The following is a 26907-nucleotide window of genomic DNA, read 5'->3' on the forward strand; positions in this document are numbered from 1 at the left end:
GGGCGGGGGGCTAATAGGTGAGGACCATCAGCTCCTCGTCCACGTAGGCGCCGCCGATCTTCAAGGCCCGGGGCTCCACGCCGTAGGTCTGGAAGCCGACGGAGCGGTACAGCGCGTGCGCGGACGTGTTGCCGGCGACGACGGCGAGCAGGAGCTGCTCGACGCCGGGCAGCTTGCGTCCCTCCGAGATGGCGGCCTGGAGCAGCCGGCGGCCCAGCCCGCGCGACTGCGCCTCCGCCGGGACGTACATGCCCCAGACCACGGCCTTGTGCGCGCTCTTGCGGCGAGGCTCCCGGCGCACGCCCACCATGCCCACCAGCTTCGTCCCGTCATAGGCGCCGAGCACCCGCTGCGAGTCGCTCGACTCCAGCCGCGCGCGCATCTCGTCGAGCGAGCGCAGGGACTCCTCCTCGAACGAGGTGCCGAACGACTCCGGGTGCTCCTTGAGCGCGCGCAGCCGCAGGGCGAAGAAGGCCTCCACCTCCGAGGGGAAGATGGGGCGCAGGGCGATGTCCCCCTCCCCGCTCGAGCGCCCCTCCTCCTTGAGCACCGCGGTGAAGCCCTGGACGAAGTCCGGGTAGCGCGGCGTCCAGCCCAGCTCCTTGAGCCGCGCGTTGGAGATGGCCCGATCTCCCCGGAGCGACTCGTGCAGCGTCTCCAGCGGCACGCGGGGCGGCGGCGACATGCCCAGCCGGTGCGCCAGCCAGGTGACGGTCTCCTCCAGCGGCGCAGCCCGGTCATCCGCCGCGCAGTAGAGCGCGCCCGGCGTGCCGCGCTCGAGCACCGTGAGGATGGCCGCGCCCAGGTCATCGACGTGGATGCGGGAGATGCGCCCGCCTTTGTCCGGGAGCCGGAGGTTGCCGGAGAGCAGCCGCGAGTGCGCGCCGCGCCCCGGGCCGTAGATGCCAGCGATGCGCAGCACCATCGCGCCCAGCGGCAGGTAGCGCGACTCGGCCTCCAGTCGCGGCAGCGACGCGGGCCAGGTGACGTCCACCGGCGTGTCCTCGTCCACCACGCCGCGCGCGCCGCCGTAGACGCCGGTGGAGGACAGGTACATCAGCCGCGCGGGAGGCTGGGCCGAGAGCGCCTGGGCCAGGGCCACGTCGAGCCCGGCCTCGGGCGGAATGGAGACGACCACGTGCGCGCCCTTCGTCTGGAGCAGCGCGTCCTCCAGCGAGGCGACGCGGGCGCCCGCGCGCTGGAGCTCCTCGCGGCGGGCGGTGTCCCTGGTGGTCGCGAGCACCTCTCGCCCCGACTGGGCCTGGCTGACGGCGAGCCTCGTCAGCGTGTATCCGGAGCCCAGCAGGACGAGAGGTGGCGTCATGCCCCCCGCGATAACGGGAGCGGGGGGCGAACGCAAGGCGGGACGTGTCGACTACAGCTCCGCGCTGGCGCGCGGGTCGATGATTCCGCACTCCTTGATTTTGTAGAGCAGCGCCTTGTAGCTGATGCGCAGCTTGCCGGCCGCGCGCCGCTTGTTCCACGCGGTGCGCTGGAGCATCGCGAGGATGGCCTCGCGCTCGGCCAGCATCGCCGCGCGCTTGCCGATGTCCTTCAGCGACAGCTCGCCCGTCGGCGGGGGCGGAGGCGGAGGCTGGGGCACGTCGAACGGGTTGACGTAGCGCGGCGCCGGAATCACCGAGTTGAGCGGCTCGTGCACCACGGGCGTCGGCGCGTGCGGCTGCATGTGGGACAGGGCCGTGGCGCCGGCCACGTTGCGCGAGGGCATCTCCAGCACCTGGACGGACGAGGCCGGCGGCGCGCGCACGGGCTCCTCCATGCCCCGGCCGCCGTAGACGCTGTCGTCGCCGGCGTACGCGGTGGGCAACGACGGGGCGCTCGCGGGAGCGCGGCCCTCGCCGTGGAGCTCGTCGAGCACCAGCGTCGGGTCCTTCAGCACGCACAGCCGGCGCACCATGTTCTCCAGCTCGCGCACGTTGCCCGGCCAGTCGTAGTCCGCGAAGGCCTGGAGCACCTCGGTGGGCAGCTCGTTGACGCCGGAGATGTACTGGCGGCCGTACTTCTTGAGGAAGTGGTCCGTCAGCGGCATCACGTCCTCGCGCCGCTCGCGCAGGGGCGGCAGCCGGATGGCCACCACGTTGAGGCGGTAGTAGAGGTCCTCGCGGAAGTTGCCCAGGGCAATCTCCTTCTCGAGGTCGCGGTTGGTCGCCACCACCACGCGGCTGTCCACGCGCACGCTCTTCTTGCCACCGACGCGGAAGAACTCCTCGTCCTGCAGCACCTGGAGCAGCTTGGCCTGCAGCCGGATGGCCATCTCGCCAATCTCGTCCAGGAAGATGGTGCCCTGGTCGGCCAGCTCGAACTTGCCGGGCTTCTCCGCCGTGGCGCCCGTGAAGGCGCCGCGCTCGTGGCCGAACAGCTCGCTCTCCAGCAGCTCGCCCGGCAGCGCCGCGCAGTTCACCTTGATGAAGGGACGGCCGCGGCGCTGGCTGCGCGCGTGGATCTCACGCGCGATGACCTCCTTGCCCGTGCCGGACTCGCCCAACAGCAGCACCGGGACGTTCTCGTTCGCGATGCGCTCCACCAGCGCGCGCGCCCGGCGCATGGACGGCGACGTGGAGATGAGCACGCGCGCGTCCGCGCCCGTGTCCACCACCGGCCGGGGCGCCACGCCCTGGACCACCGGCTGACGCTCCGGGGCACGCGTCCCCAGGGCGCGCGCCAGCGCGTCCTGCAGCTCGTCATTGCCCAACGGCTTGGACAGGTAGTCGCTGGCGCCCATCTTCATCGCCCGCACCGCGTCGTCCGCGCCCGTCAGGCCGCTGAGGACGACGACGGGGGCGTTGCCGCCCTGCCCCCGGTAGCGGCGCAACACCTCCAGGCCGCTCATCTCGGGCATGACGACGTCCAGCAACACCGCGTCGAACGAGCCTCCCGCGAGCATCTCCAGCGCCTGCGCGCCACTGGACGCACAGCGCACCTGATAGCCCGCGCTCCCAAGCAACTCGGACAGGAAGGTGCGAACCGACTCCTCGTCATCCACCACCAGCACCGCGATCCGATCCATCCCCTCGCCTCCGCTCGCCCTCTGCATCGAACCTCCGCCCATCCTCACACCGAGAGCCGGGTCATGGACCCGGTCAGTCGACGAAATTCACGCGTGCGCCGCATCTCCTGCTGCGCCGCGCTCAAGAGCTGCATCGGCGTCCCCACGGTGTCCGGGAAGCTCACGGCCCCCAGCTCCAACGTGGTGCGCACCACCCGTCCATCCACCTGGAAGCGGGCCGCCTCGAACCTCGCGGCCACCCGCGACAACAACACCGGCACCGCCTCCGCGGGCGTGCCCGGCAACATCAGCGCGAACTGGCTGTCGCCCACCCGGGCCACCGCGTCCGCCTCGCGGACCGTCTGCCCCAGCACCACCGCGCTGTACACCAGCAGACGCTCCGCCATGCCCCGCCCGTACTCCTTGCGAAGCGCGCTCCAGCCCCCCACCTCCGCCGCCACCACGGAGAACGTCCCGCCGTAGCGCTCGCACCGGCGCACCTCCAACCCCATCAGCGCCAGCAGGAACGGCTTGTTGTAGACGCCCGTCACCGGGTCATGCAGCGCCAGCGCCGTGTCCTCTTCCTCACCCGCCGCGGCCCGCAGGACCGCGGCCTTCAGCCGCAGCTGCGCGTGCAGCTTCACCGCCAGCTCCGCCCCGCTGCCCCCGCGCGGCACCACGTCCACGCACTGCCCCTTCTCCAGGCAGTGCTGGTAGGCCCCCGCGTCCTGGGGGTCCACCATGTACAGCAGGGGCACGGTGCCTCGGCTGAGCTGCCGCAGCCGCCGGGCCACCTGCACGGCGCTGAAGTCGGGCGCCTGCACCGCGAGGATCACCGCCTCCGGCCGGATGACCTCGAACAGCGGCACCGCCGCGTCGAAGCGAGTCACGGGAACCACGCGGAAGCCGGCCTCCCCGAGGAGCATCCGGGTCCGCTCCAGGTCGTCCGCCCTCGGCTCGATGAGCAGCACGGTGGGCGGCTGTCCCGCCTTCCCCACCCGCTTGCGTCGAACGCTCACCACATCCGCCTCCCCACCAGAATTTTCTCCACCGCTCCTCCGGCGCGTGCCCGGAATTACAGTCTCCAGCCCTTCCCTGACCTCTTCATCCCCCCGGATTTCCTGGGGAAGGGCATTCGGCTACCCATCCTGGGCAGCGGTTTTAGCAATGGACATGCCACCTTGGACTTCACGCAGCCGGGCCTCCAGCTCGGCCTCCGTGACGCGGTATTTGAAGGCGGGCACCCCGTCGATGACGATCACCGGGATGTCGTAGCGCCACCGCTCGAACAGTTCCGGGGACTCCAGGATGGAGATGAGCCGCAGCTCGAAGGGGATGCGAGCGCGGACGGCCTCCACGACGTCGGCTGCCTTGTCGCAGAGCGAGCATTTGGGTTTCGAGTAGATCTCGACTCTCATGGCGTGCAGGATGGACGGCCGATGCGCGGCCTGACTGGTGACTTCTCGACGATGCCCCTCAAGGACCTCGTCGTCTACCTCGGGAACCGACGGGCCACGGGCTCGCTCAAGGTGGAGCGCGGGGACGTGCGCAAGCAATGGGTCCTGCGTGACGGGCAGGTCGTTTGCGCCAGCTCCAATCAGCCTCGGGAGTTCTTCGGTCAATTCCTCATCAACATGGGGCATCTGACGGAGGCCCAGTTGGAGAAGGCCTTCGCCACGCAAGCCCAGACGCGGGTGTTCCTGGGCAAGGTGCTGGCGACGTCGGGAGTGGTGCCGGAGGCGATGGCGCGCTCGACGTTGAGCCACAAGTTCCGGGAGATGATGTTGGACGCCTTCCACTGGCAGGAGGGGGAGTTCACCTTCGAGGCCTCGGACACGGCGCCGGACATCGCCGGGTTGGATGTGGAAGTGGACCTGGTGGACATCCACCGCGAGGGCGAGTTCCGGGAGACGGCGTGGGAGGCCATCCGCGCGGTGTTCCCCACGGGCGGCACGCGGCTGGCGGTGGACGAGCGCAAGCTGCCCGAGCGCAAGCCCGGCAGCATGGACGAGCGCATCATCCAGCTCATCCATGACGGGCTGAGCATCGACGGGATGGCGCGGGCGCTGCACGCCACGGACTTCTTCCTGTACCAGCGGCTGTACGCGCTCTATCGCCTGGACGCGGTGAAGGTGTCGGACGAGGCGCCCGTCCCCGTCACGGCGGCGGTGGTGGAGGAGGAGAAGCAGGAGGGCGGCGTCATCGGCGCGGAGTCGTCCTCGGACGAGGTGCTGCAGGCAGCGCAGCTCTTCCTGGACGCGGGCAATGTCCGGGATGGCGAGGCGCTCGCGCGGCAGGCACATGAGATGTCCCCGTCGCCCCGCTCCGCGGCGCTGGTGAAGTCGGCGCAGGAGAAGCTGCTGGCCGAGCTGCGGCGGGAGCTGATGGACTCGGCGAAGGTGCCGGCGCTGCTGGTGGCGCCCGCGAACCTCAAGACGCTCCAGCTCACCGCGCCGGAGCGCTACCTGCTGTCGCGCATCGACGGACGGCGGGACATCGCCGCCATCGTCCACGTGTCGCCGCTGCAGGAGCTCGACGCGCTGAAGTTCCTCCACGGCTTCGTGGACATGGGGCTGGTGAAGCTCACCGCGCGGTAGGAGGCCACGCGGGCCTCGCGCTCAGTGCTTGCCAGCCGCCGACGCGGGCGCGGTGACTTCGACGGGCGCGGGCACTCGCTCGAGTCCGAGCCGGATGGCCTCACGTCCGAGCCACGTTCCCCGGATGCGCCACTTCGGGTCATTGACCACGAGCGCGGCCACGGCGACGCGCGGGTTGTCCCGGGGCGCGAAGCCGACGAACCACGAGTAGTCCCGGAAGGGATTGCGGTCCGCGAGCGTGCCCGTCTTGCCCACCGCGTCGTCCACGCGGAAGTGCCGCTCCCGGAAGACGCCGCGCGCGGTGCCGTGCGTGACGGTCGTCTCCAGCATGTCGGTCAGCGCCTTCGCCGCCTCGGACGTCAGCACGCGCTCGGGCTCCTCGGGGGGCAGCAACACGCCGGGCCGAGGCTCGGGCTCCACCAGCACCGGGTCCACCCACAGCCCATCGTTCGCGGCCACGGACGCCACCAGCGCGCCGTGCAGCGGCGAGAGGTAGACATCCCCGAACCCCGCCCCCGTGTTCGCCAGCGCGAAGCCCTCCTCCGGCACCGCCGCGAGCGACACGTCCGTGGGCACCACGAAGTCGATGGCGCGATTGAAGCGGAAGCGCGCGGCCATGTGCCGCAGCACCTCCGCGGAGAGGTGCTTCTGCGTCAGCTTGGCGAAGATGACGTTGGCGCTCTTGCCCATCGCCATCGCCAGGGAATAGCAGGCCCCGTCCCGCTCGCTGTCCTCCAGGTGCCGCTCCGTCAGCCGCCGCTTGCCGCCGTGGAAGCACTCCTCCATCTCCGGCGAGACACCGGCCTCGAGGAGCGCGCTGCCCGTGACGATCTTGAAGATGCTCGCCGCCGGGAACACCGCGCGGAACGGCAGCCCCCGCAGCTCCGGCTGCGCCGCCGAGTGCTCCGCCAGCGCCAGCACCCGCCCCGTCGACGGCTCCAGCACCACGGCCGCGCCGTACGGCACCTCGTAGTCGCGGAGGATCTTCGTCAACTGCGCCTGGAGCACCGGGTCCACGGTGAGCACCTTCTCCTCACCGTTCTTCTCCTTCACCACCAGTCGCTCACCCTGCAGCTTCGCGCGCGCCAGCAGGTCCTGGGACTTCGCCATCGTCCGCAGCGTGGTGATGGGAGGCGCCGTCAGCCGCGAGGGCACCGGCGAGGGCGGCACCAGCCCGGGCACCGTCACCAGCGTGGCCAGCCCACCGTCCGCCCCGCCCTGCACCGCGGCCGCCGCCACCGCCTCCGAGTCCGAGCCGCCGTCCTCTCCCGGAATTCCTTGGGCCTCCAGCGGACCGCCGCCGCCCGCGTGGGCCCCGGGCCCCGCGTCCTCGGGCGCCATCGCCACGCTCCCCGCATCCGGGGAGGACGCCACGACGCCCGCGTCCTCCGGGCCCACGGCCGGAGCGCTCCCGGGCGGGGACGCGTTCGCGCCCAGCAGGAGGGAGAGCGGCAGCAGGGCGGCGGCGAACAGGAGTCGTCGGCGAATCGTCATGTGCGGCGCGAGGGGGGCGAGGAGGGGGTGAGGCAGGCGAATCCTAGCGGCTGGCGGCCCGCTGTCCACGGACGCTTCCCTGCCCGCCCGAACGGCGCCCGCGTCAAAAACCAGGCGACGGCGTGTGCACCTCCCCAGTAGGGTTCCCCACACTTTGGACGGACTGAAAGAAACCCTGGTCATCTGGAGCGCGGAGCTGCGCCGGGCCGTGCGCAGCGGGCGCGCGGTGGTGCTGCTCGGGCTCTACAGCATGTTCTCCGCGCTGGTGCTGCTGGTGGTCGGCTGGCTCGCCCGTGAAGTCCGCACCGCGGTGAACCAGAAGCTCGCCGAGGCCGGCGGCGCGGACGCGGACACGTCCGCTCGCTTCGCCGAGGAGATGCGCAAGGGGGTGCTGGGCTTCCTCACCAGCAACGACACCGCGATGATGGAGGCCCTGGCGCAGGTGCCCATCGAGGTGCTGCTCGTCTTCAAGGTCACCCTCTTCTTCCTGCCCGCCTACGTCGCGCTGATGGGGTTCGATCAGATCAGCGGTGAAGTCGGCCCGCGCTCCATGCGCTACCTCACGGTGCGCGCCCGCCGCTCCTCGGTGCTGTTGGGCAAGTTCCTGTCCCAGGCGGCGCTGCTGGTGGGCCTGGTGCTCGTCATCGACCTGGCCATCTTCATCTACGCGCGCATCGCCAACCCGGACTTCGGCTTCGCCGCGCTGAGCCTCAACCTGCTCAAGTTCTGGATGGCCGCCATCGTCTTCTCGCTGTCCTACGTGGCGCTCACCACGCTGTGCTCCAGCCTCTTCCGCAGCCCCGCGGTGAGCCTGGTCTTCAACTTCATCCTGCTGTTCGTCTTCTGGCTGATGGACACCGTGGGCCGGGCCTCCAGCGCGGTGGACGCGGCGTCGGGCCAGCAGGAGGGAGCGCTGCGGTTCCTGCGCTACCTGTCGCCCTCCTATTACGCCGGGGACCTGCTGCACCCGAGCTTCACCGAGTTCGGTGTGAGCGGCGCGGCCTACGCGGGCTTCGCGACCATCTTCCTGCTGGGGGCCTACGGCGCCCTGCGCGCGAGGGACCTGTGAGCGAGCTGGCCATCGAGTTGTTCGGCATCACGAAGCGCTTCGGCCCCAAGGTCGCGGTCAACAACGTCAGCTTCTCCGTGCCCAGGGGCGCGGTGTACGGCCTCATCGGCCCCAACGGCGCTGGCAAGACGACCACCTTCTCCATGATGTGCGGCTACCTCTATCCGTCCGAGGGCACGCTCAAGGTCATGGACGTGGACCCCACCACCCCCGGCGCCCTCAAGGGCCGGCTGGGCGCCCTGCCCCAGGACGCGGTGCTGCCCCCCGGCTGGGAGGTGGGCGCGCTCCTGATGTACTGGGCGAAGCTGTCCGACCTCGACGCCCCCGAGCGCGAGGCCCGCGAGGCGCTGGAGAAGGTCGGGCTGATGGAGGCCTGGAACGTCCAGACGCAGGCGCTCAGCCACGGCATGGCCAAGCGCACCGCGATGGCACAGGCGCTCATGGGGCAGCCCCCGCTGGTGCTGCTCGACGAGCCCACCGCCGGACTGGACCCCCGCATCGCCGCGCAGGTGCGCCAGGTCATCAAGGACATGAAGGGCCGCCAGACGGTGGTGGTCTCCAGCCACAACCTCCAGGAGCTGGAGGAGCTGTGCGACGCGGCGGCCATCCTCGACAAGGGCACGCTGGCGCAGGACGGCAGCATGTCCGAGCTCACCGGCCAGGGCGCGGAGTTCCGCGTGCAGATCGCCCGCGGCACCGTCATCCCACCGGAGATCGCCACCCTCCCCCACGTCACCGACGCGCGCCTGGAGGGCGAGCACGTCCTCGTGGTGCGCTTCGGCGGTCAGGTACCTCCCGAGGAGGTCATCAGCCGCGTCGTGGCCCACCTGCTCCAGAGCGGCGTGCTCATCCTCGGCGTCAGCCGCGGCCGGCGCCTGGAGGATCGCGTCCTCCAGTTGCTGTAGCCACCGGGTTTCAACCCACCTTGCGGACCCAGCCCACGTAGCTCGTCTCCCTGCGCTCCAGGCGGACGAGCTCGTGGCCCGTGGCCTCGCACCAGGCGGGCAGATCCGCCTCCAGGCCCCTGTCGGTGGAGACCAGCTCCACGAGCGTGCCGACGGGCAGCCGCCGCATCGCCTTGGCGATCTCCAGGATGGGCACCGGACAAGGCCTGCCGGAGGTGTCCACTCGCACGCTGTTGTCCATCCGCGAACTGTCTCCCATGGGTGAGATCCGAGCGTGCGGAATTTTTCCGAGAACCGCCCAGTTTTCGGGCCCCTGAGGGGCCTTGGTGGCGAGCCCGGAGGGCTTCCACTCGGCTTGCGTGTCTGGAAATCCCTCTGTTAAGTACCCCGGCCCTCTCGACTTTTCTCGTACATCCACGCTCGGGGCCGGAGTCGGACCTATGGCGAAGGAGCAGAACCCACCCATGAAGCCCAATATCATCGTGGCCCTGCTGGTCGGCCTGGTGCTTGGTTTCGTCGGCGGCCGCGTCTACAGCGGCTCTCCCACGAAGGCCGAAACCAAGCCCGCCGCTCAGGCTGGTCAGGCCAACCCCGCGCGCCGTCCGGTGGACCCCACCGTATTCAAGGTTCCCGTCGAGGGTTCCCCCACCCGGGGCAACCCCGAGGCCCTCGTCACGTTGGTCGAGTTCTCGGACTACGAGTGCCCCTTCTGCAGCCGTGCGAACGTCACGGTGGAGAAGCTGGAGGAGGAGTACGGCAAGAAGCTGCGCGTGGTGATGAAGCAGAACCCGCTCTCCTTCCACGCCCGCGCGAAGCCCGCGTCCCTCGCGGCGCTGGCCGCTGGCGAGCAGGGCAAGTACTGGGAGATGCACGGCAAGCTCTTCGCCAACCAGAAGAAGCTGGATGACGCCTCCCTGGAGCAGTACGCCAAGGAGCTGGGCCTGAACCTGGACAAGTGGAAGGCCGACATGGCCAGCCCCGCGCTGTCCGAGGTCATCCAGAAGGACCAGACGCTGGCCGGCCAGCTCGGCGCGAGCGGCACGCCCGCCTTCTTCATCAACGGCCGCTTCCTCTCCGGCGCGCAGCCCATCGACAACTTCAAGGCGCTCATCGACGAGGAGCTCGGCAAGGCCGAGGCCCTGGTGAAGGGCGGCGTCCGCCCGGCCCAGGTCTACGCGAAGATCATCGAGAAGGGCGCCGAGCGCGCCGCCCCCAAGGCGGCCCAGCAGCAGCAGCAGGCCCCCGCGGTGAAGAAGATCGACGTGCCGGCCGACTCGGCCTCCTTCGGCCCGGCCACCGCCAAGGTGACCATCGTCGAGTGGTCCGACTTCGAGTGCCCGTTCTGCAGCCGCGCCGTCCCCACGCTGACGCAGATCAAGAAGGACTACCCCAAGGACGTGCGCGTGGTGTTCCGTCACCAGCCGCTGTCCTTCCACGCCAACGCCAAGGCGGCCGCCGAGGCCTCCGAGGCCGCGCGTGAGCAGGGCCGCTTCTGGGAGTACCACGACAAGCTCTTCGCCAATCAGAAGGCCCTGGACCGCGCCTCCCTGGAGAAGTACGCGCAGGAGCTGGGTCTGAACGTCGCCAAGTTCAAGGCCGCGCTCGACTCCGGCAAGTTCAAGGCGAAGGTGGAGGCGGACAGCGCCGCTGGCAGCGCCGTGGGCGCCAACGGCACCCCGACGTTCTTCGTCAACGGCCGCGAGCTCGTGGGCGCGCAGCCCTTCGACGCCTTCAAGCGCCTCATCGACGAGGAGATCGCCAAGGCCGACAAGCTGCTGGCCTCCGGCACCAAGCCCGAGGAGCTGTACGCGAAGCTCAACGCGGACAACGTGGCCAACGCCCCGGCCGCCGCCGCCCCCGGCGCCCCCGCCGAGCCGCCCGTCCAGAAGGTCGACGTCGGCAACGCCCCGGTGAAGGGCCCCGCGAACGCGCCCGTCACCATCGTCGCCTTCTCCGACTTCGAGTGCCCGTTCTGCAGCCGCGTGGTCCCCACGCTCAAGCAGATCGAGGACCAGTACCAGGGCAAGGTGAAGGTGGCCTTCCGCAACCAGCCGCTGCCCATGCACGCCAACGCCAAGGCCGCCGCGGCCGCCGCGCTGGCCGCGCACGAGCAGGGCAAGTTCTGGGAGATGCACGACAAGCTCTTCGCCAACCAGCGCGCGCTGGACCGGGCCTCGCTGGACAAGTACGCGCAGGAGCTGGGCCTGAACGTGGACAAGTTCAAGGCCGCCCTGGACAGCAACAAGTTCGCCCAGCAGATCGAGGCGGACGCGGCGGACGCCGGCCGTCTGGGCGCCACCGGCACCCCGACGTTCTTCATCAACGGCCGCACCCTGGTGGGCGCCCAGCCGTTCGACGCCTTCAAGCGCGTCATCGATGAGGAGCTGAAGAAGGCCGGCGCGGTGGCGGCGGACCGCAAGTAGTCCGCTCCTCGCAGCCCTGAAGCACTCGAGGCCGTCGGACCGCTTGGGTCCGACGGCCTCTTGCTTTCACGTCACGGGGCCTGGGACGTCAGGACACGGCGATGGCGTCGATCTCCACCTTGGAGCCGCGCGGCAGCGCCGCGACCTGGACGGTGGCGCGGGCCGGCGGGGCGCCGGTGAAGTAGCGGCCGTAGACCTCGTTGACGCGGGCGAAGTCACCCAGGTCCGTGAGGTAGATGGTGCTGCGCACCACGTGGCTGAAGTCCAGCCCGGCCGCCTTGAGCACCGCCTGGAGGTTGAGCATCACCCGCTCCGCCTGGGCGACGACGTCCCCCGGCACCATCTCCATGGTGACGGGGTCCAGGGGAATCTGCCCGGAGAGGAAGGTCATCTTCCCCGAGTCCACCTGCACCGCCTGCGAGTACGGACCGATGGCCTTGGGGGCCTGGTCCGAGTGGATGGTCTGTCGAGCCATGGAGCGCACCTCGAGGAGTCGGGCGGCCGGAGGTGGCCGCCGGATTTTCCTGGGCGCTCTACCACGAATGGCGGCCCTTTAGATTCGCTCCACGGAGTACACGCCGCTCAAGCGCTCGATGGTGCGCATCAGGTCCGTGAGCTGCTTCAGGTCGGAGATGATGACCTCGAAGGTGTTCACGGCCCGGTCATCCCCGGTGGCCCGACAGTTGGCCTGGGAGATGTTGACGCCCTTCTTCGAGAAGATGTTGGAGATGTCCGCCAAGAGGCCCGTGCGGTCCGCGGTGAGCACGCGCAGGGTGACGGGGCGCTTGAAGTCACCGCGCACATCCCAGCTCACGTCCACGCGCCGCTCGGGGTCCGTCGCGAGCGCCTTCTCGCACCCCACCGTATGCACCGTGACGCCCCGTCCCCGGGTGATGAAGCCGGCGATGGGGTCGCCGGGGACGGGGTTGCAACACCGCCCGAAGCGCACCAGCACGTCATCCACGCCGCCAATCTGCACGCCGCTGCGGTTGCTGCGGCCCACCAGGCGCTTGGCCAGGTCCGTCACGCGCGACAGGCCGGGCAGCATGGACGAGCCCCCCGAGGGCGCGCCGTTGCCGGAGGACTCCCCTCGCGGCGTGGCCTCCGCCTCGTTGCGCTTCTCCTCGGGCACCAGCCGCTGCACCAGCTGCTGCGGCGTCACCTTGCCGTAGCCCACGGCCACCAGCAGGTCGTCCTCGACGCGGAAGCCCAGCTCCTCGGCGACGCGCTTCACCTCGCCGTTCTTGAGCAGGCGGTTGAAGTTGAGCTGGAAGCGCTTGAGCTCGCGGTCCGTCAGCTCGCGGCCCAACTGGAGGCTCTTCTCGCGCTGCTGCTGCTTGATGAAGCCGCGGATGCGCTGCTGCGCGCGGCTCGTCTTGACGAAGGTGAGCCAGTCCTTGGACGGGTGCTGCTGCGGGCTGGTGAGCACCTCCACCGTGTCGCCGTTCTTCAGCTTGTAGCGCAGGGGAACGATTTTTCCGTTCACCTTGGCGCCCACGCACCGGTTGCCCACGTCCGAGTGGATGGCGTACGCGAAGTCCACCGGCGTCGCGCCGCGAGGCAGCGAGCGCACGTCGCCCTTGGGCGTGAAGACGAAGACCTCGTCGGTGAAGAGGTCCACCTTCACCGTCTCGAGGAACTCCTTGGGGTCCTTCAGGTCCTGCTGCCACTCCATGAGCTGGCGCAGCCAGGCGAACTTCTCGTCATCCTTGGAGATGACCGCCTTGCCCTCCTTGTACTTCCAGTGGGCCGCGATGCCTTCCTCGGCGATCTTGTGCATCTCCGCGGTGCGGATCTGCACCTCCACGCGCTCGCTCAGGGGGCCAATCACCGTGGTGTGCAGTGACTGGTACATGTTCGGCTTGGGGATCGCGATGAAGTCCTTGAAGCGCCCCGGCACCGGCTTCCACATCTCGTGCACCAGGCCCAGCGCCTCGTAGCAGGCGGGCGCGGTGGGCGCGATGATGCGGAACGCGATGATGTCGTGGATCTGATCGAAGTCGATGCCCTGCGCCTTGATCTTCTTGTAGATGCTGTAGACGTGCTTGAAGCGGCCGCTCACGTCGCCCTTCAGGCTCCGCTCGGCCAGCTTGGTGCGCACCAGGTCGCAGGTGTCCTCGATGTACTTCTCGCGCTCCTTCTTGCGCTTGTTGAGCTTCTCCTGCAGCCCGAAGAACTCCTGCGGCTTCACGTAGCGGAAGCTCAGGTCCTCCAGCTCCGTCTTTATCCAGGAGATGCCCAGCCGGTTCGCCAGGGGCGCGTAGATGTCCAGCGTCTCCTGGGCGATGCGCGCCTGCTTCTCCTCGTTCATGTGGTCCAGCGTCCGCATGTTGTGCGTGCGGTCGGCCAGCTTCACGAGGATGACGCGGATGTCCTGCGCCATCGCGATGATCATCTTCCGGAAGTTCTCCGCCTGCTTCTCCTCCTGGGAGAGGCTGGCGGACGCGGAGAACTTGGACAGCTTGGTGACGCCGTCGACCAGCTGGGCCACCTCGGCGCCGAACAGTTCCGTGAGCTCCTCGGCGGTGGCGAGCGTGTCCTCGATGGTGTCGTGGAGCAGCCCGGTGACGATGGACGCCTCGTCCAGCTTGAGGTCGGCGAGGATGCCGGCGACCTCCAGCGGGTGGACGAGATAGGGCTCTCCCGACTTCCTCAGTTGGCCCTGATGCACCTTGGCCGAGTAGACGTAGGCCTTCTTGATGATGTCCAGGTCGGGGTCCGGGTGGTACGAGGAAACCCGTTGGAGGATGTCGTTCAGGCGGATCATCGAAGCAGGGGGAATCGTAACTTCGTGCCGGAGGGGGGGCAACGTTGCCCCACAGTGCCTGTCACATTTCTCTTCCGGGATTGTCCCACCCGTCGCGTTCGCTTTCGTTGACCCGACGTTTTACGCGCTCGTAGATTCGCCTCCGCCCATGTCACAGCTCTTGTTGTCGGCTCTCTCCGTGGTTTGCCCGAACTGTGACGGGTTCAATCCGCCGCGCTCGGCCACCTGTGTGCTGTGCGGCCAGGCCACGGGGGAGGCGCCCACCGCCAAGGCCCCCGCGTCCAAGCCGGCCACCACGGGCCGCCCCCCGCCCGCCGTGACACCCCAGGGAGGCCGCCCGGCGGCCGTCGCCTCCTTCCCCGGGCCTCGGGGCTCCGAACCCGTGGGTCCTCCCACCACCCCGCCCCCGCCCAGCGCCATTCCGCCGGGGATGAGGCCGTCCGCCCGGACGCCGCCCCCCACGGCCGCCGCGGGGTTGATGGTGGAGCGCCCCGCGAACACCCGGCCTCCGGCGGCGCAGCCCGCGGGCAACGCGCCTCCGTCCCTGGCGCCCCGAGCCGCGCCGCAGGGCCCCGCGAACACCCGGCCGCCTCCGCCGGTGCCCGACGCGGCGATGCCCGGACGCACGGGGACCTCCGCCCCGGCCGTGGCGGCGCCCCGCCCTCCACCGGCGGCCTCGCGCTTCGGGCTGGCGGTCATCGCCGGGTCCACGCGGGGGCAGCGCTACAAGCTGCCGGTGACGGGGTGCGTGGTGGGCCGGCAGCGCGGCGCCATCCTCTTCCCGGATGACGGGTTCGTCTCGCCGCTCCATGCGACGTTCCTGGTGAAGGACGGCGCGCTCTTCGTGCGCGACGAGAACAGCGCCTCGGGGGTGTTCGTCACGGTGGCGGGCACCGAGGCCATCACGGCGCGCACGCACTTCAGCGCGGGCCAGCGGCTGTTCCGCTTCACGGGGCGCCTGGAGCCCGTCGCGCCGGTGCCGGGTCGGCCCACAGTGTACGGCGCGCCCGTGCCGCTCGGGCAGGCGGTGTACGGCGTCGAGGAGGTCATCATGGGCGGTCGAGGTGGCCGCGCGGTGGTGACGGCGGCGCCCCTGCTCACCCTGGGACAGGCCCACTGCGACCTGAGCTTCCCCGGTGACGAGGGCCTCGCGGGTCGGCACTGCGAGCTGTCCCCCACACCGACGGGCGCCTTGCTCAGGGACCTGTCCGGAGGACTGGGCACCTACGTGCGAATCCCGCCCGGCGAGGAGCGCCCGCTGCGACCGGGAGACCGCGTCCGCCTGGGCCAGCACGTGCTGCAGGTGGAGACGCTCGCCTGAGCGAGCGGGTGTGCTCCGTTCGGGCGCCCACGGACGTCCCACGAGCAGCACGCATCAGAGCATGCGCGGGAGCGCATGACCGCTTCGGGCGAGACGAGTCATGCCTCGATGAGGCCCGATAGCAAGCCGGGGCCTCGCGAGGCTCGGTGCCGCCACTGAAGATGGCCCCTCCGCGGAGCGGCACCTCTTGAGGACGACCCTTCCGCGGTCTCAGCATGTCCGTGGCAGCACGCCCCCCGCCAGTGAAGACGAGCACCCCGCCCTGCATGGGAACGAGGCAGGGTCGGCGCGGGCAGGCAACCCCCACCTGACGCCACCGCACTGACGCTACGGAGCGGCGGAGTCGCGCGGGCGGGCCCCCCACCCGACACCACCGACCCACGCACCGACGCTACGGAGCCGACGGGCGGGCCACGCTGCCGCCCAGCCGCTGCTCGATGAGCGCGCGGGCCCGCGAGTCCCGCACGTCGCGCAGGTGACGCATCCACCAGTTCCGGGCCTCATCCTGCTGGTCCCGCTGCCAGTAGACCTCGCCGAGCTTCAGCGCCAGCTCCGGGTCCGGGTTCGCCTCGAACGCTTGCCGGTAGCTGGTGGCGGCCATGTCGAGCTTCCCCCGCTCCAGGGACTGATCGCCATCCTGGGCGTGCTTCTTGGACAGCTCCAGGTTGCGATCGGGCGCCGGAATCAGCCGCTCGTACAGCGGCTGGTCCGCATCCGAGGGGATGACGCTCCCCGTCCTGCCGGGAACCGGGGCGTTGGAGGGAATCGCGAAGGGCGAGCCCCCGCCCTTCCCCGCGCCCTGCGTGTAATAGATGTAGGCGTAGAAGAGCCCCGCGCCCAGCACCAGCAACACGGTCAGCGACTTGAAGAAGAACGCCAGTCCACCCCCACCGACGCCGGGCTGCGTGGGGACGACGGAGTCGGTCTTCTCCCGCGTCGCGGGCATCACGTCGGCGCTCGAGGGCAGCGGCGAGAGCACGTCCGGAAGCGCGCGGACCGTGGCCTCCACCGTCATCTCGCTGCCCCACCCGGGGGCCGTGGCATCCCGGGCATCGTCGGGGCGGCCGCCGGACTTGCGCGGCAGCGGCGCCAGCACGGCCGAGGGCTGGGGACGCCGCGAGCCCGCCGCCTCGCGACGGCGCTCCTTCTCCACCGCCAGCAGCTCCGCGCGGAAGGCCTCCGCGTTCGCCGGGCGATCATCCGGGTCCTTGGAGAGCGTGCGAAGGATGAGCCGCTCCATCGCCGGGGAGATGCGCGCGTCGGGCCGGCGCCGCGTCGGGGGCGGCGGCTCCTCGGTGAGGTGCTTGGTGGCGAAGCCCACCGCCGAGTCGGACTCGAACGGCAACAGCCCCGTCATCAGCTGGTAGAGGATGACGCCCACCGCGTACAGGTCCGAGCGGTGGTCCAGCTGCGCCCCGCGCGCCTGCTCCGGCGACATGTACTCGGGCGTGCCGCAGACGAAGCCCGCGCGGGTGAGCGCCGGACCGTCGTCCGTGGAGTCGGTGATCTTCGCGATGCCGAAGTCGAGCACCTTGACGAAGTCCGGCTCGTTGCGCCGCTGCTCCACCATGATGTTCTCGGGCTTCAGGTCCCGGTGGATGACGCCCGCGCCGTGCGCGTCCGACAGCGCGCCGAGCACCTGGCTGACGATGCGCACCACGCGCGCCTCGCCCAGCGGCCACTCGCGGCTCAGAATCTGGTGCAGGTCCTGCCCCGCCACGTACTCCATGGCGATGAAGAGCGCGCCGTCCTCGGCCTGGCCGAAGTCCAGCACGCTGATGGAGTTGCGGTGGTTGAGCCGGCTGGCCGCCTTGGCCTCGCGCTGGAAGCGCGCCACGGTGCGCTCGTCCGACAGCAACGTGTGCCGCAGCACCTTGAGCACCACCACCTTGTCGAGGGAGATCTGCCGGGCCCGGAACACCCTGCCCATGCCCCCCTCGCCGATGAGGGCCTCGACCCGGTACTTCTGGGCAATCGTCATGCCGACGTAATCGTCAGCATCCGCCGTGCGCACGAGGGTCGCGCCGCAGGCCGGGCAGAAACGGGAGGATTCTTGGGCGTCAGCGCCGCAGGAGGGGCAGTGCAAGTCAAACGTCCCCGAAGGGTGGGGCTGGAAGTTCACCACGTCGCTCGGGTGATGAGCAAGCCGCGCGCAATGCGAGCAACCGCGCCCCACCCCTGGTAGAACCCGCCCAGCCCCATGGAAGCGATGGAATACTGCCCCCGCTGCGACACCGAGAACCCCCGGGATGCCACCGTCTGCCGAGCCTGCGGCTCGCCGCTGCGCTCCGGCACCATGGTCATGGCCGTGGCCAGCCTGTCCTCGCGGCCCCAGGTCTCCATCCGCGTGGTGCGGGCCGATGGCGGCCCCGAGTCCGTCGTCCGCATGCAGCGCGACACCCTCACCTGCGGTCAGCAGGGTGACATCCCGCTCCCGGACGACCCCTTCATCATGCCCGTGCAGATGCGCTTCTTCTTCTCCGGCGCGCGCCTGGCCGTGGAGGACGTGGGAGGCGCCAACGGCGTCTTCGTCCGCCTGCGCCAGGAGCGGGAGCTGTCCCCCGGGGGCGAGCTGCGTCTGGGTCGGCAACGGCTGGTGCTGGAGCCCATCCCCACCGCGACACCCGGCCCGGGAGGCACCCAGGTCTGGGGCTCACCGGATCCCGGCTACCGCCTGCGGCTCATCCAGCTGCTGGAGGGGGGCCTGAAGGGCGCGGCCTATCCGCTCCGCGAGGGCGACAACCTGCTGGGCCGCGAGCAAGGCGACCTCACCTTCCCCACTGACGGCTTCGTCTCCGGCCGGCACGCGGTGCTGCAGGTGCGCCAGGACCGGCTGACGGTGCGCGACGTGGGCTCGTCCAACGGCACCTTCATGCGGCTGGCCGGCCCGACCTTCGTCGACAACGGTGACCACTACCTCATCGGTCGGCAGCTCTTGAGGGTGGAGATCCAGGCACCGCTGGCCTGAGGCACCGCCCCGCGCTTTGACTCCCCGGGCCGCACGGGACATCTCTTCCCGCGCGGCCCCAGGACCCCACGGCCATCAGCCGTAGGACTTCTCCTTCTTCTCCTGCTCTTCCTTGCAGCGGATGCAGAGCGTCGTCACCGGACGCGCCTCCAACCGCTTGGGGGAGATGTCCTCCTCGCAACGCTCGCAGACGCCGAACGAGCCGTTCTCGATGCGCTCGAGCGCCTTATCAATCTTCTGCAGCAGGAACTTCTCGCGGTCGCGGAGTCTGAACACCATCGACTGCGCATACTCGGAAGAGGCCAGGTCGATCTCGTCGGGGAGATCGTCGGTGTCGAAGCTCGACTCCTCCACCAGGGTCTTCTTGGCGCTCTCGAGCAGGCTCGCCTTGCTGTCCTCGAGCATCTTCTTGTAACGCTTGAGATCTTTCTGGTTCACAGCCTTCGCTCCAGTACGCGAGGGTTTTTGGGCCCTGTCCCCCAAAAAAAGGGCCCGAAAGCTTTATTCAGGGAGCCTTCGGTGTCAAGCTGACGTGGTCACGAACTGCGGGTGAAGGGAGGGGCGTTTGAGCGAGAACACGAAGTTCGATCGGGAGTTCCTGCGCTCGGCCCTCTCCCTGGCCGCGAAGAGTGACGTCGATCACTTCCTCTACATCTGCGACACGCCCATCCCTCCCGAGGAGCTGCGCGGCAGGCCTGCTCGCAAGAAGCTCGTGTACGCGGTGACGCTGGACAAGCTGGCACAGGAGCACCAGCTCAAGAAGGTCCGCGCGCTCGTCATCCCCGCCTACGACTACTCGCGCACCGAGCGGGTGAAGGTGGCGCTCGTCTCCGCGCTCTCCCAGGGGGCCTTCAAGGAAGGCGACCTGGTGCTCTGCATGACGGGGCGCGTGGGGCGCGCTCCCGACACGCTGATGCAGATGCGAATCGGTGGCTCGTTGGATGATCGGCTCGCCATCGAGGGCGTGAAGCTGGGCGAGGAGTTCAACTCCCAGGTGGTGGACGCGCTCATCCAGCTGGCGCTGCAGATCGGCCAGGAGGGCTTCGAGGGTCACCCCATCGGCACCATCATCACCATCGGCGACCACACGACGGTGCTGGAGAAGAGCCGGCAGATGACCATCAATCCGTTCCAGGGCCTCTCCGAGGCGGAGCGGAACGTGCTGGACCCGAAGATTCGCGAGGCCATCAAGAACTTCAGCGTGCTCGACGGCGCCTTCGTCATCCGCGAGGACGGCGTGGTGCTGGCCGCGGGGCGCTACCTGTCCTCCGCGGACGAGGCGGTGAAGATTCCGCTCGGCCTGGGCGCCCGGCACGCCGCCGCCGCGGGCATCACCTCCACCACGCACTGCATCGCGCTGGTGGTGAGCCAGACGTCCGGCGCGGTGCGCCTCTTCAAGGGCGGCAACATCGTCCTCGAGCTCCACCAGACGGCACGCCGGACCTGAAGCCTCAGTCCGCCTTCTCCCGCAGCTCCTCGCGGTAGACCTCCGCCAGCGCGTGCGCGCGCTCCACCTCGTCGCGCGCCGCGTCCACCACCAGCGCCTGTTCGAAGCGCGCCACGCGCTCCTTCAGCGCGTCGGTGACGATGCCGCCCATCACCAGGCGCGCGGAGGCGCTCTCCCGCTCACGGCGCAGCTCCTCCACGCGCTCGCCCAGCTCCGCGGCGGCCTCCAGGAGCAGCGCACCGTCGGCCTCGGCACGCTCCAGCGACTCGCGGGTGGAGGCGAGGAGTGCCTCGGCCTGGACGCGGTCCTTCTTCAGCACGGCCACCGCCTTGGCGTCGGAGCGGGACTCCGCGGTGGCGCGGCGCGCGTCCAGCTCCGTGAGGCGGCGCGTGTAGCGCTCCACGGCGCGGGTGAGCTCTCCCTTGAGGGCGAGCAGCGTGGCCGCGGACTTGCGCAGCTCGGAGGCCTGCCGCTCCAGGTTCTCGAGCAGCTCGTCGAAGGCGGCCAGCGGGTCCACTGGCCGGGAGCGCTCCTTCTTGCGTTTCCAGAGGCCGAAGAACATGGCGTGCGGCAAGCCTAACCGAAGGGGCGGCACAACAGCCGCACTCGTGACAGCGCGTCCTCCACCGAGGGTCCGCCGACGGACAGCGCCGCGAGGTAGCGCGCGGGGGTCAGCCCATACACCGTGAGCAGGTGCTGGAGGAGCACGACGCTCTCGGTGGCGCGCTTGTCCGCGGGAGCCAGGGACGTGGCCTCCACCAGCGCGCCGAGGATGTCCACCACCCGGCCCACCACGTCCGCGCCAGGAACCTGCCCGCCCTCGGGTCTGGGGGGCGATTCAGGGAAGAGCGCCTCGAACGAGGCCTCCACCGCGACAGGCGTGTTCGAGCCGCGTCCGCTCGCCACGGCCTCGAGCGCCTCCAGGTGCGGCGCGAGCAGCTCCAGCGCGTCCGGCGTGGCGGGCACGTCACGCGGCAGCAGCGTGCGCCAGGGTGTGTCGAACTCGGTGCGGGCCCAGAGGATCTCCTCGTCGGAGAGGTGGTGGTAGAAGGCGCGCAGCCCGGAGGCCCGCTGCTCGCGCACCAGCGAGCGCAGGTCCGGGTTCTCCTCACCGAGGGAGATGAAGCTCAGGGCGATGTCCAGCGAGCCCATGGGCGCGCGCGTGCGCCGGATGAGGTCCAGGTCCACGCGGTCCTCACCGTCGGTGACGAGCACCACGGTGGCGCGCGCCAGGTACGGGTCCCTGCCCTGCGCGGCGCGGATGGAGTCGAAGGCGGACATCAGCGCGAGCGAGATGTCCGTCTGCCCCTCCGCGGGCGAGTCGCGGAAGAGGCGCTCTATCTGCCGGGTGGCCTCGACGGCCGTGTCCACCCGGGCCAGCTCCGTGGGCACGTCGTTGAAGAAGCTGAAGTAGAGCGGGTCGAACGACTCGCCCCTGCGGGCCTTGACGCGCAGGTTGTTGAGCTCGGCGATGATGAGGGCGTCGCGGAAGCGGGCGCGGGCGCCATGCATGGAGCCGGACGCGTCGCAGACATAGACGCGCACGGCGGTGCGCTTCACCTTCTTCGACTGCGGTGGCGGCGCGTCCTCGACGTACGCCCGCACCAGCTGCCGGTTGGCGGCGAGGTCCCTCAGGAGCATGCGCGGGTCCGTCAGCACGAAGTTGTTCACCTCGTGCAGGGCGCCTGTCGTCTCGAAGGTCATCGTCTGCGTGGGATAGGGCACGCGGCGCGCCATACGCCGGGCGGTCTTCGTCTCCGCCAGGACGATCTCCTCGGACAGCGCGTCCTCCACGTCGAAGTACCGGGCACAGCCCGCGGCCAGCTCGAAGGTCGCGAGCTGTTCGGGGCGCAACGAGAAGGCCAGGTCGGCCAGCAGCTCGTCCGGGCGGGGTGCGTCGACCTCGGGCCGCGCCGGCTGGGGCGCTTCGCCGAACCAGTCGGCCAGGGCGTCGCGCTCCGCGTTCTCCACCATGACCGTCAGGTGCGTCCGCGTGGGGAGCAAGGGCTCCAGGCTCGAGCGGGCCGCGGCGGCCAGCTCCAGGTCCCCTGCTTCCAGGGCCCGCTCATAGAGGCCACGCAGCGAGCGATAGGCCACCTGGGGCTCGTGGCGCGCGGTGTGCCGCACGTGACGCAGCAGCTCCTCGAGCGAGCGGACCGCGGGCACCGCGCGCGTGCGCTCCCGCGCCTCGGCCACGTCGCGACGCAGCGGCAGCGCCCGCTCCCGGTCATGGTCCGCCCCCAGTCGCAGCAACATCTCGTGCGCCAGGTCCAGGTCCCTGCGCTTCTGCACGACGTCGGCGACATTCTCCCGGGCCCGTGTCGCGAAGTACTCGGCCACCGCCATCCGCGCGCTGCTCGGAGGCCGCTGGGGTCGGCTCGCGGACGCTGGTCGTTCGTAGACGACGAAGTCCTCGTCCGGGAGGTCCTCCGTGTAGGGCCGCAGGAAGAGGTCGGCCACCTTCACCGCGCGAGCGAGCCGGACGAAGGCCCGCTCGAGGATGGAGAGTGTCCCTGGGGGCAGCACTCCCGCCCGCCATGCCCGCTCCACGCGGACCAGACGCTCCTCGAACTCCCCGAGCGCCTGTCCCGCGCGGGCCTGCAGGCCCTGGGACAGCGAGCCCGCGCGCCCGCGACGAGCCCCCAGGGCATGGAGCAGCAGGGCATCCGCCGACGTGTGGACTCCCACGCGGTCCAGCTCGCGGTCCAACGCCTCGAGCACTGGCAGCGACAGGTCCCCGGTCCCCGCGACCTTCCGGCCGAAGGGCCACCACCGTGGCCCGCCCGCTGCAGGTGGAGGCTGACGAAGCGCGTCCAGCCGCGCTCGCAACTCGGTGAGCCGCCGCGAGAGCATGCTCAGCCCCGCCTCTCAGCACTATGCGGCCCGGGTGCGCTCATGCCGCGGCCCGGCGCTCCAGCACCTGCCGGCTGTAGCGCCCGAAGTCCTCTTCGATGCCATGGAGCAACGTCCCCAGACGACGCGCGTTCTCCCCCACCTCTCCCGGCAGCCCCGAGAGCAGTGACAACACGCCCTTGAGCCGCACCAGCTCGCCTTCTTTCAACGCCAGCAACGGGAAGCGACTGCGGACCAGCCGGTCCACGGTGCGCTCCACCTCGCTGCGCTCCTTCAAGGCCTCCGGCGCCGGCAGCGAGGTGAGCAGCTGGGTCAACCAGCTGCGCAGGAACTTCACCCGCGACTGGAGGAAGGCGAGCTCCGCCTGGGCCACCGCCGCGCGAGCCTCCTCCGAGAAGAACGCCGACGCCCCACCGCCACGGGTGAACGCGAGCTGTCCGTCCAGCCCCAGCAGCGCGGCCAGCTCTCCGTCCGGCGCCCTGGCGGAGAACTCACCGCGATAGAAGACGTACGCATCGCCGTTGATGACCGAGGCCGCCGCGGGAGGGGGGCTCGCCACCTCGCGAGTGAGCGCCTTGGCGTGCTCCCGCAGACGTCCGTCGAGGATGCCCTGACACTCGCGCATCACCACGTCCACCGGGAGGCCCTCACGTCGGAGGTTCTCGACCACCGACTGCACGGCGCGGCCGTACTGCTCGACGCGCTCGAACGGCGTGGAGGCCAGGACCTCGCGCGCATACGAGAGTCCCAGCGGCAGCAGCAGCTCCTCCTTGAAGCTGCGCTGGCTGGGGTCCAGCGCGATGAGGGACTGCTCCAGCTGGGACAGCCGACGCGAGTCCGCGGCCAGCGCCTCCAGCGGCTCCTTGCGGCCTCGCGGCGAGGCCCCCTGGAAGGCCACCGTGGCCCGGCGCCGCAGCGCGCCCACCACCCGCTTGCGCGCGTCGACCTCCACCTTGCGCAGCCGCTCCACCGTCGCCGGGGCGCCCTCGGCCAGCAGGCCCATCAGGTCGGCCATCCGCGACAGCTCCTCCTCCAGGTTGTCCGCCAGCCCGACGAGCCCCTCCAGCTTGAGGCCCTCCTCGAAGTCCGCGCTCTCCGCGGTCAGGGCAATCATCTCCAGGGCGCCCTCGAGGAAGCGGGCGGTGGCCTCGCTCAGCGGCGTCAGCCCGGGCTTCAGCTCGGGGAGGACGCGGCAGAGCTCCAGCACGTCCTGGAACGAGGTCAGCAGGGACAGGCCGCCGCGCCCCTCGCCCTGCCCCGCCATGCCTCGCGCCAGCCGCTGGTCCATCGCCGCCACCAGCGCGCGCGCGGCGGCCAGCAGCGGCACCCGGTTCTGCAGGTGGCGCGGACCGGGCATCAGCTTGGACATGAGGCTGCGCGCGGAGGTGGACGCGATGGCCGGCTGCCAGTTGCGCGACAGCGCCTCCACCGTGGTGGCCTCGTCCGCCGCGGATAGCGCCTGGGCCTCGCGCTCCAGCCCGCCCCCCAGCTCCTGGCGGACCTGGGCGATGACCTCGTCGAACGTGCGCTGCTCCAGCCGGACGATTTCGAGCTGCGCGCGCTCCCTCGGGTCGACCACGGACTTGAGCAGCGCGTCCGTCTCCGTCGAGGGCGGCCCTCCGAGCAGGAAGAACCAGCGCAGCGCGTCCAGGTCCTCCACGGAGGCCTCCAGCGGGCGCTCGGGCCGCCGGTAGATCTGATCCCGGACCACCGCCGCCTTCAGCGCCCACAGCGCCTTCACCGCCGAGCGCTGTGAGAAGTACTTCGTCGGCACGTAGTCAGGCAGCTTGGACACGTGCGACGTCAGCGCGCGCTCCAGCGCGTCCGTCAGGAGCTCCACGCCCTCCATCACCACGCTGGGCACCCGCACGCGCGCGACCGCGTCCTGGAGCAGGTCCACCTGCTGCAGCGAGAGCGGCGCGCGCAGGTCCGCTCGCGCGCCGTGCTCGAAGCGCTGGAGCATGGCCGCCCGGCTCTCCTTCCGGGCGAAGGACTTGGGCACGAAGCTGATGAAGCTCAGCCGGTCCGCGAAGGCCAGGAGCAGCTCCGGCGAGCGCGCCAGCACCTCGGAGAGGTACCGGTTGCTCGTCATCACCACGCACTCGGTGCGGCCCGCCGTCACCCGCCGCCCGTGCTTGAGCTCGCGCTCGAACAGCACGTTGAGGATGGAGCGCAGCAGCATGTCCCGGCCGTCGAAGACCTCGTCCAGGAACGCGTGCTGCGAGCCCAGCATGCCCTCGTCGGTGAGGTACTCCGTGCGCCCCGTCTCCGTCAGGACCTTGAAGTCCACCGGCCCCAGCAGGTCCGTCTGCACGGTGGACTCCGCCAGTTGCTTGGAGAACAGCGACGGCAGTCCCGTCTTCTCGTCGATGATGCGCCCCAGCACCGCGCTGGCGATGGCGCTCTTGGCCGTCCCCGGCGGCCCCACCACCAGCACGTGCTCCCGGCTCAGGAGCGCCAGCTCCAGCTGCGTGAAGAGCGTCTCCCGCTCCAGGTAGACATCCCGCAACTCATTGAAGAAGTGGCGAAAGGCCCGGGCGGCCTGGAGGTACGTCGTCGGCTGTGATTGCACGGACTATCCGGAGGCAGCGGGGTTGGCCCCATGCTACCCGCCGCCCTCCGTCTATTTGAAGTGGACCTCGCAACCGCCATCCGTGCAGGTCCGCCCGGCAATCCGGAACCGATAGCGCGCCACGGCCCGGTACACGACATCCACCAGCTGCCGCAGTCCGGGGACGTAATAGACGTACAACAGCTTCCCCAGGGGATGCCGGCCCAGCGCCCGGACGATGGCCTCGGCGCCCTCCATCACCCGCCCGTCCGCGCGGACCAGCTGCATGGCCAGCTCACACCGCTCCGCGCTGATGCCCGGAAAGGCCTCCAGCACGCCCTCGTCCCGGAACGAGCGCAGCTCCGTGCCCCGTCCGCCCAGCAGTCGCTGGAACTCGCGCGCCGCGCCGCTGCAGATGCTGCAGTGCCCGTCGTAGAGGATCACATCATGTCCCGGGGGTGTCGTCCTCAGCACCATCCGTGTCACCTCCACCCTGGTTCTATGTCAGCGAGAGGCCAGCGTGTCATGCAGATGCGCATGCACGGAGCGCCAGATGTCATGCTGCCGCTCGATGGGGTCCATCAGCTTCATGCCCACCGACGTGGCGGGCGAGCTGCCCTGGAAGGCCGAGTACTGGCGCAGTCGCGCTCCACCCGCCCCGTCGTCCTCGAAGACGAAGCGGTTCGTCCCCCGCAGGGGATGTCCGTCCAGCGTGGTGATGTGCACGGTGTGCTTCTCCGGCTCGAGCCGGAACGTCACGGGCGCCCAGACGGGCGGAGGCCCCTTCTCCTCCAGGAACACCTTCGCCCCGTCCGCCAGCGCGCCCGTGGCAGGTTGGAGCCGGATGCCCGCGGCCTCGAACACCGGACCGGGATTGCGCACGAGGTAGTCCCACGCCACCTCCGGCGCCACGCCGGGCAGGACGCTGGTGTAGTCCGTCAGGGAGGTGGGAGCCCCCTCGAGGGGAGGACTCGGGTCCAGCAGCCGCAGGTGCCCTCGCGCGTAGGCGTCCACCACCGTCCCCTTCCCCAGCAGCAGGCTCGCCGCGGCCGCCTCGGACTGGGCGACCGTCAGGGCTCCCTGCTTCATCTGCTCCCGCACGTTGCCCGTGGGGCGTGGAGGAAAAGCGCCCCCCACCGCGAAGTCGAAGTCGTTCGGTGTCCCCGTCATGGGACCGCATCGGGGCCCCACCCCAGGCGAGACACCGCCACCGCTCGAGGCAGGCCCCCGGAAGACCTCCAGCGTGCTGGCCTCCTGCCTCGCGGACGCGGACTGCGGCTTCCTCGTGGCCGACGCGTCGACGGGGAGCGCTCCGGGCTCGGGCTCGATGTTCAGCGCGAGGACGGACGACTGCTGGGACAGGACTCGGGACATGCGGGCACCTCACGAGACTGCGTGGAGCCGCCCCACGTTGCATCCCCCTCACCCACGCTCGCCCCAGTGTCCTCGGGCGTTTGCGTCAGCGCCGCGTCTCGCTCCACATACGCTCATCCCGACTCCCGGAG

At 70.4% G+C, this 26907-nt stretch carries 22 protein-coding genes; 7 read left to right on the forward strand and 15 right to left on the reverse strand.

Going from position 1 to position 26907, the window contains the following annotated elements; all coding sequences use genetic code 11:
* Window positions 1-10: 10 nt before the first annotated feature.
* The 4 genes from AC6JA9_RS25145 to AC6JA9_RS25160 form a co-directional block, all read right to left on the reverse strand.
* The gene (locus AC6JA9_RS25145; RefSeq protein ID WP_497957952.1) at window positions 11-1324 is read right to left on the reverse strand and encodes a GNAT family N-acetyltransferase; all 1314 of its coding nucleotides are present in this window, start codon (window positions 1322-1324) and stop codon (window positions 11-13) included.
* 51 nt (window positions 1325-1375) lie between these two features.
* Window positions 1376-3028: a sigma-54-dependent transcriptional regulator gene (locus AC6JA9_RS25150; protein WP_408890118.1), complete on the reverse strand. Its 1653-nt coding sequence runs from the start codon at window positions 3026-3028 to the stop codon at window positions 1376-1378.
* A gap of 44 nt (window positions 3029-3072) precedes the next feature.
* The gene (locus AC6JA9_RS25155) at window positions 3073-4026 is read right to left on the reverse strand and encodes a GGDEF domain-containing protein (RefSeq protein ID WP_223747675.1); all 954 of its coding nucleotides are present in this window, start codon (window positions 4024-4026) and stop codon (window positions 3073-3075) included.
* 120 nt (window positions 4027-4146) lie between these two features.
* Window positions 4147-4425 (reverse strand): glutaredoxin family protein, encoded by a 279-nt coding sequence (locus AC6JA9_RS25160; RefSeq protein ID WP_141326019.1) that lies wholly within the window; start codon window positions 4423-4425, stop codon window positions 4147-4149.
* Between the two features lie 21 nt (window positions 4426-4446).
* Between AC6JA9_RS25160 and AC6JA9_RS25165 the strand changes: the two genes are divergently transcribed.
* A complete protein-coding gene (locus AC6JA9_RS25165; RefSeq protein ID WP_223785186.1) occupies window positions 4447-5604 on the forward strand; it encodes a DUF4388 domain-containing protein in 1158 nt (385 codons plus the stop codon).
* 21 nt (window positions 5605-5625) lie between these two features.
* Here the strand turns inward: AC6JA9_RS25165 and AC6JA9_RS25170 are convergent, their stop codons facing one another.
* Window positions 5626-7098 (reverse strand): penicillin-binding transpeptidase domain-containing protein, encoded by a 1473-nt coding sequence (locus AC6JA9_RS25170; RefSeq protein WP_223785185.1) that lies wholly within the window; start codon window positions 7096-7098, stop codon window positions 5626-5628.
* A gap of 154 nt (window positions 7099-7252) precedes the next feature.
* Here AC6JA9_RS25170 and AC6JA9_RS25175 point away from each other — a divergent pair, with 154 nt between their 5' ends.
* Together AC6JA9_RS25175 and AC6JA9_RS25180 are read left to right on the forward strand one after the other, a co-directional pair.
* Window positions 7253-8167, forward strand: coding sequence for an ABC transporter permease (locus AC6JA9_RS25175; RefSeq protein ID WP_473565879.1), 915 nt, complete (start codon window positions 7253-7255; stop codon window positions 8165-8167).
* Window positions 8164-9072: an ABC transporter ATP-binding protein gene (locus AC6JA9_RS25180; protein WP_223747671.1), complete on the forward strand. Its 909-nt coding sequence runs from the start codon at window positions 8164-8166 to the stop codon at window positions 9070-9072. The genes AC6JA9_RS25175 and AC6JA9_RS25180 overlap by 4 nt, the downstream gene beginning before the upstream one ends.
* Before the next feature lie 10 nt (window positions 9073-9082).
* On the opposite strand, the gene AC6JA9_RS25185 is transcribed toward AC6JA9_RS25180, so the two are convergent.
* A complete protein-coding gene (locus tag AC6JA9_RS25185; protein ID WP_223747670.1) occupies window positions 9083-9331 on the reverse strand; it encodes a sulfurtransferase TusA family protein in 249 nt (82 codons plus the stop codon).
* A 205-nt stretch (window positions 9332-9536) separates the two neighbouring features.
* On the opposite strand from AC6JA9_RS25185, the gene AC6JA9_RS25190 reads away from it, so the two are divergent.
* Window positions 9537-11495 carry a DsbA family protein gene (locus AC6JA9_RS25190; protein ID WP_223747669.1) on the forward strand — a complete coding sequence of 653 codons (1959 nt, stop codon included), beginning with the start codon at window positions 9537-9539 and terminating at the stop codon, window positions 11493-11495.
* An 88-nt stretch (window positions 11496-11583) separates the two neighbouring features.
* Here AC6JA9_RS25190 and AC6JA9_RS25195 read toward each other — a convergent pair whose 3' ends face one another.
* Complete coding sequence (locus tag AC6JA9_RS25195) at window positions 11584-11979, reverse strand: RidA family protein (RefSeq protein WP_223747668.1); 396 nt, start codon at window positions 11977-11979, stop codon at window positions 11584-11586.
* 69 nt (window positions 11980-12048) lie between these two features.
* The gene (locus AC6JA9_RS25200; RefSeq protein ID WP_223747667.1) at window positions 12049-14262 is read right to left on the reverse strand and encodes a RelA/SpoT family protein; all 2214 of its coding nucleotides are present in this window, start codon (window positions 14260-14262) and stop codon (window positions 12049-12051) included.
* Window positions 14263-14410: 148 nt separating this feature from the next.
* Between AC6JA9_RS25200 and AC6JA9_RS25205 the strand changes: the two genes are divergently transcribed.
* Window positions 14411-15583 carry an FHA domain-containing protein gene (locus AC6JA9_RS25205; protein ID WP_267700621.1) on the forward strand — a complete coding sequence of 391 codons (1173 nt, stop codon included), beginning with the start codon at window positions 14411-14413 and terminating at the stop codon, window positions 15581-15583.
* A 391-nt stretch (window positions 15584-15974) separates the two neighbouring features.
* On the opposite strand, the gene AC6JA9_RS25210 is transcribed toward AC6JA9_RS25205, so the two are convergent.
* Complete coding sequence (locus tag AC6JA9_RS25210) at window positions 15975-17669, reverse strand: serine/threonine-protein kinase (protein WP_223747665.1); 1695 nt, start codon at window positions 17667-17669, stop codon at window positions 15975-15977.
* Between the two features lie 114 nt (window positions 17670-17783).
* On the opposite strand from AC6JA9_RS25210, the gene AC6JA9_RS25215 reads away from it, so the two are divergent.
* Window positions 17784-18551 (forward strand): double zinc ribbon and FHA domain-containing protein, encoded by a 768-nt coding sequence (locus AC6JA9_RS25215; RefSeq protein ID WP_174816797.1) that lies wholly within the window; start codon window positions 17784-17786, stop codon window positions 18549-18551.
* 75 nt (window positions 18552-18626) lie between these two features.
* Here AC6JA9_RS25215 and AC6JA9_RS25220 read toward each other — a convergent pair whose 3' ends face one another.
* Window positions 18627-18989 carry a TraR/DksA family transcriptional regulator gene (locus tag AC6JA9_RS25220; protein ID WP_141327975.1) on the reverse strand — a complete coding sequence of 121 codons (363 nt, stop codon included), beginning with the start codon at window positions 18987-18989 and terminating at the stop codon, window positions 18627-18629.
* 127 nt (window positions 18990-19116) lie between these two features.
* Here AC6JA9_RS25220 and AC6JA9_RS25225 point away from each other — a divergent pair, with 127 nt between their 5' ends.
* A complete protein-coding gene (locus AC6JA9_RS25225) occupies window positions 19117-19998 on the forward strand; it encodes a DNA integrity scanning protein DisA nucleotide-binding domain protein (protein ID WP_141327973.1) in 882 nt (293 codons plus the stop codon).
* Between the two features lie 4 nt (window positions 19999-20002).
* Here the strand turns inward: AC6JA9_RS25225 and AC6JA9_RS25230 are convergent, their stop codons facing one another.
* Genes AC6JA9_RS25230 through AC6JA9_RS25250 form a run of 5 tightly spaced genes read right to left on the reverse strand, consistent with a single transcriptional unit; the run spans window position 20003 to window position 26776 of the window.
* A complete protein-coding gene (locus tag AC6JA9_RS25230; RefSeq protein WP_141327971.1) occupies window positions 20003-20560 on the reverse strand; it encodes a hypothetical protein in 558 nt (185 codons plus the stop codon).
* A gap of 14 nt (window positions 20561-20574) precedes the next feature.
* The gene (locus AC6JA9_RS25235; protein ID WP_497957953.1) at window positions 20575-22851 is read right to left on the reverse strand and encodes a vWA domain-containing protein; all 2277 of its coding nucleotides are present in this window, start codon (window positions 22849-22851) and stop codon (window positions 20575-20577) included.
* A gap of 40 nt (window positions 22852-22891) precedes the next feature.
* Window positions 22892-25423, reverse strand: a complete 2532-nt coding sequence (locus AC6JA9_RS25240; RefSeq protein ID WP_497957954.1) for an AAA family ATPase — start codon at window positions 25421-25423, stop codon at window positions 22892-22894.
* 51 nt (window positions 25424-25474) lie between these two features.
* Window positions 25475-25879 (reverse strand): thiol-disulfide oxidoreductase DCC family protein, encoded by a 405-nt coding sequence (locus tag AC6JA9_RS25245; RefSeq protein ID WP_497957955.1) that lies wholly within the window; start codon window positions 25877-25879, stop codon window positions 25475-25477.
* 27 nt (window positions 25880-25906) lie between these two features.
* Window positions 25907-26776, reverse strand: coding sequence for an SRPBCC family protein (locus AC6JA9_RS25250; protein ID WP_497957956.1), 870 nt, complete (start codon window positions 26774-26776; stop codon window positions 25907-25909).
* Window positions 26777-26907 lie beyond the last annotated feature (131 nt).

The organism is Myxococcus sp. MH1 (genome assembly GCF_059738865.1).

Bases quoted from the DNA above. Each gene is read 5' to 3' on its own strand.
- AC6JA9_RS25145 (WP_497957952.1), bottom strand. From the start codon at position 1,324: ATGACGCCACCTCTCGTCCTGCTGGGCTCCGGATACACGCTGACGAGG.
- AC6JA9_RS25150 (WP_408890118.1), bottom strand. From the start codon at position 3,028: ATGGATCGGATCGCGGTGCTGGTGGTGGATGACGAGGAGTCGGTTCGC.
- AC6JA9_RS25160 (WP_141326019.1), bottom strand. From the start codon at position 4,425: ATGAGAGTCGAGATCTACTCGAAACCCAAATGCTCGCTCTGCGACAAG.
- AC6JA9_RS25165 (WP_223785186.1), top strand. From the start codon at position 4,447: ATGCGCGGCCTGACTGGTGACTTCTCGACGATGCCCCTCAAGGACCTC.
- AC6JA9_RS25170 (WP_223785185.1), bottom strand. From the start codon at position 7,098: ATGACGATTCGCCGACGACTCCTGTTCGCCGCCGCCCTGCTGCCGCTC.
- AC6JA9_RS25185 (WP_223747670.1), bottom strand. From the start codon at position 9,331: ATGGGAGACAGTTCGCGGATGGACAACAGCGTGCGAGTGGACACCTCC.
- AC6JA9_RS25190 (WP_223747669.1), top strand. From the start codon at position 9,537: ATGAAGCCCAATATCATCGTGGCCCTGCTGGTCGGCCTGGTGCTTGGT.
- AC6JA9_RS25200 (WP_223747667.1), bottom strand. From the start codon at position 14,262: ATGATCCGCCTGAACGACATCCTCCAACGGGTTTCCTCGTACCACCCG.
- AC6JA9_RS25205 (WP_267700621.1), top strand. From the start codon at position 14,411: ATGTCACAGCTCTTGTTGTCGGCTCTCTCCGTGGTTTGCCCGAACTGT.
- AC6JA9_RS25215 (WP_174816797.1), top strand. From the start codon at position 17,784: ATGGAAGCGATGGAATACTGCCCCCGCTGCGACACCGAGAACCCCCGG.
- AC6JA9_RS25230 (WP_141327971.1), bottom strand. From the start codon at position 20,560: ATGTTCTTCGGCCTCTGGAAACGCAAGAAGGAGCGCTCCCGGCCAGTG.
- AC6JA9_RS25235 (WP_497957953.1), bottom strand. From the start codon at position 22,851: ATGCTCTCGCGGCGGCTCACCGAGTTGCGAGCGCGGCTGGACGCGCTT.
- AC6JA9_RS25245 (WP_497957955.1), bottom strand. From the start codon at position 25,879: ATGGTGCTGAGGACGACACCCCCGGGACATGATGTGATCCTCTACGAC.
- AC6JA9_RS25250 (WP_497957956.1), bottom strand. From the start codon at position 26,776: ATGTCCCGAGTCCTGTCCCAGCAGTCGTCCGTCCTCGCGCTGAACATC.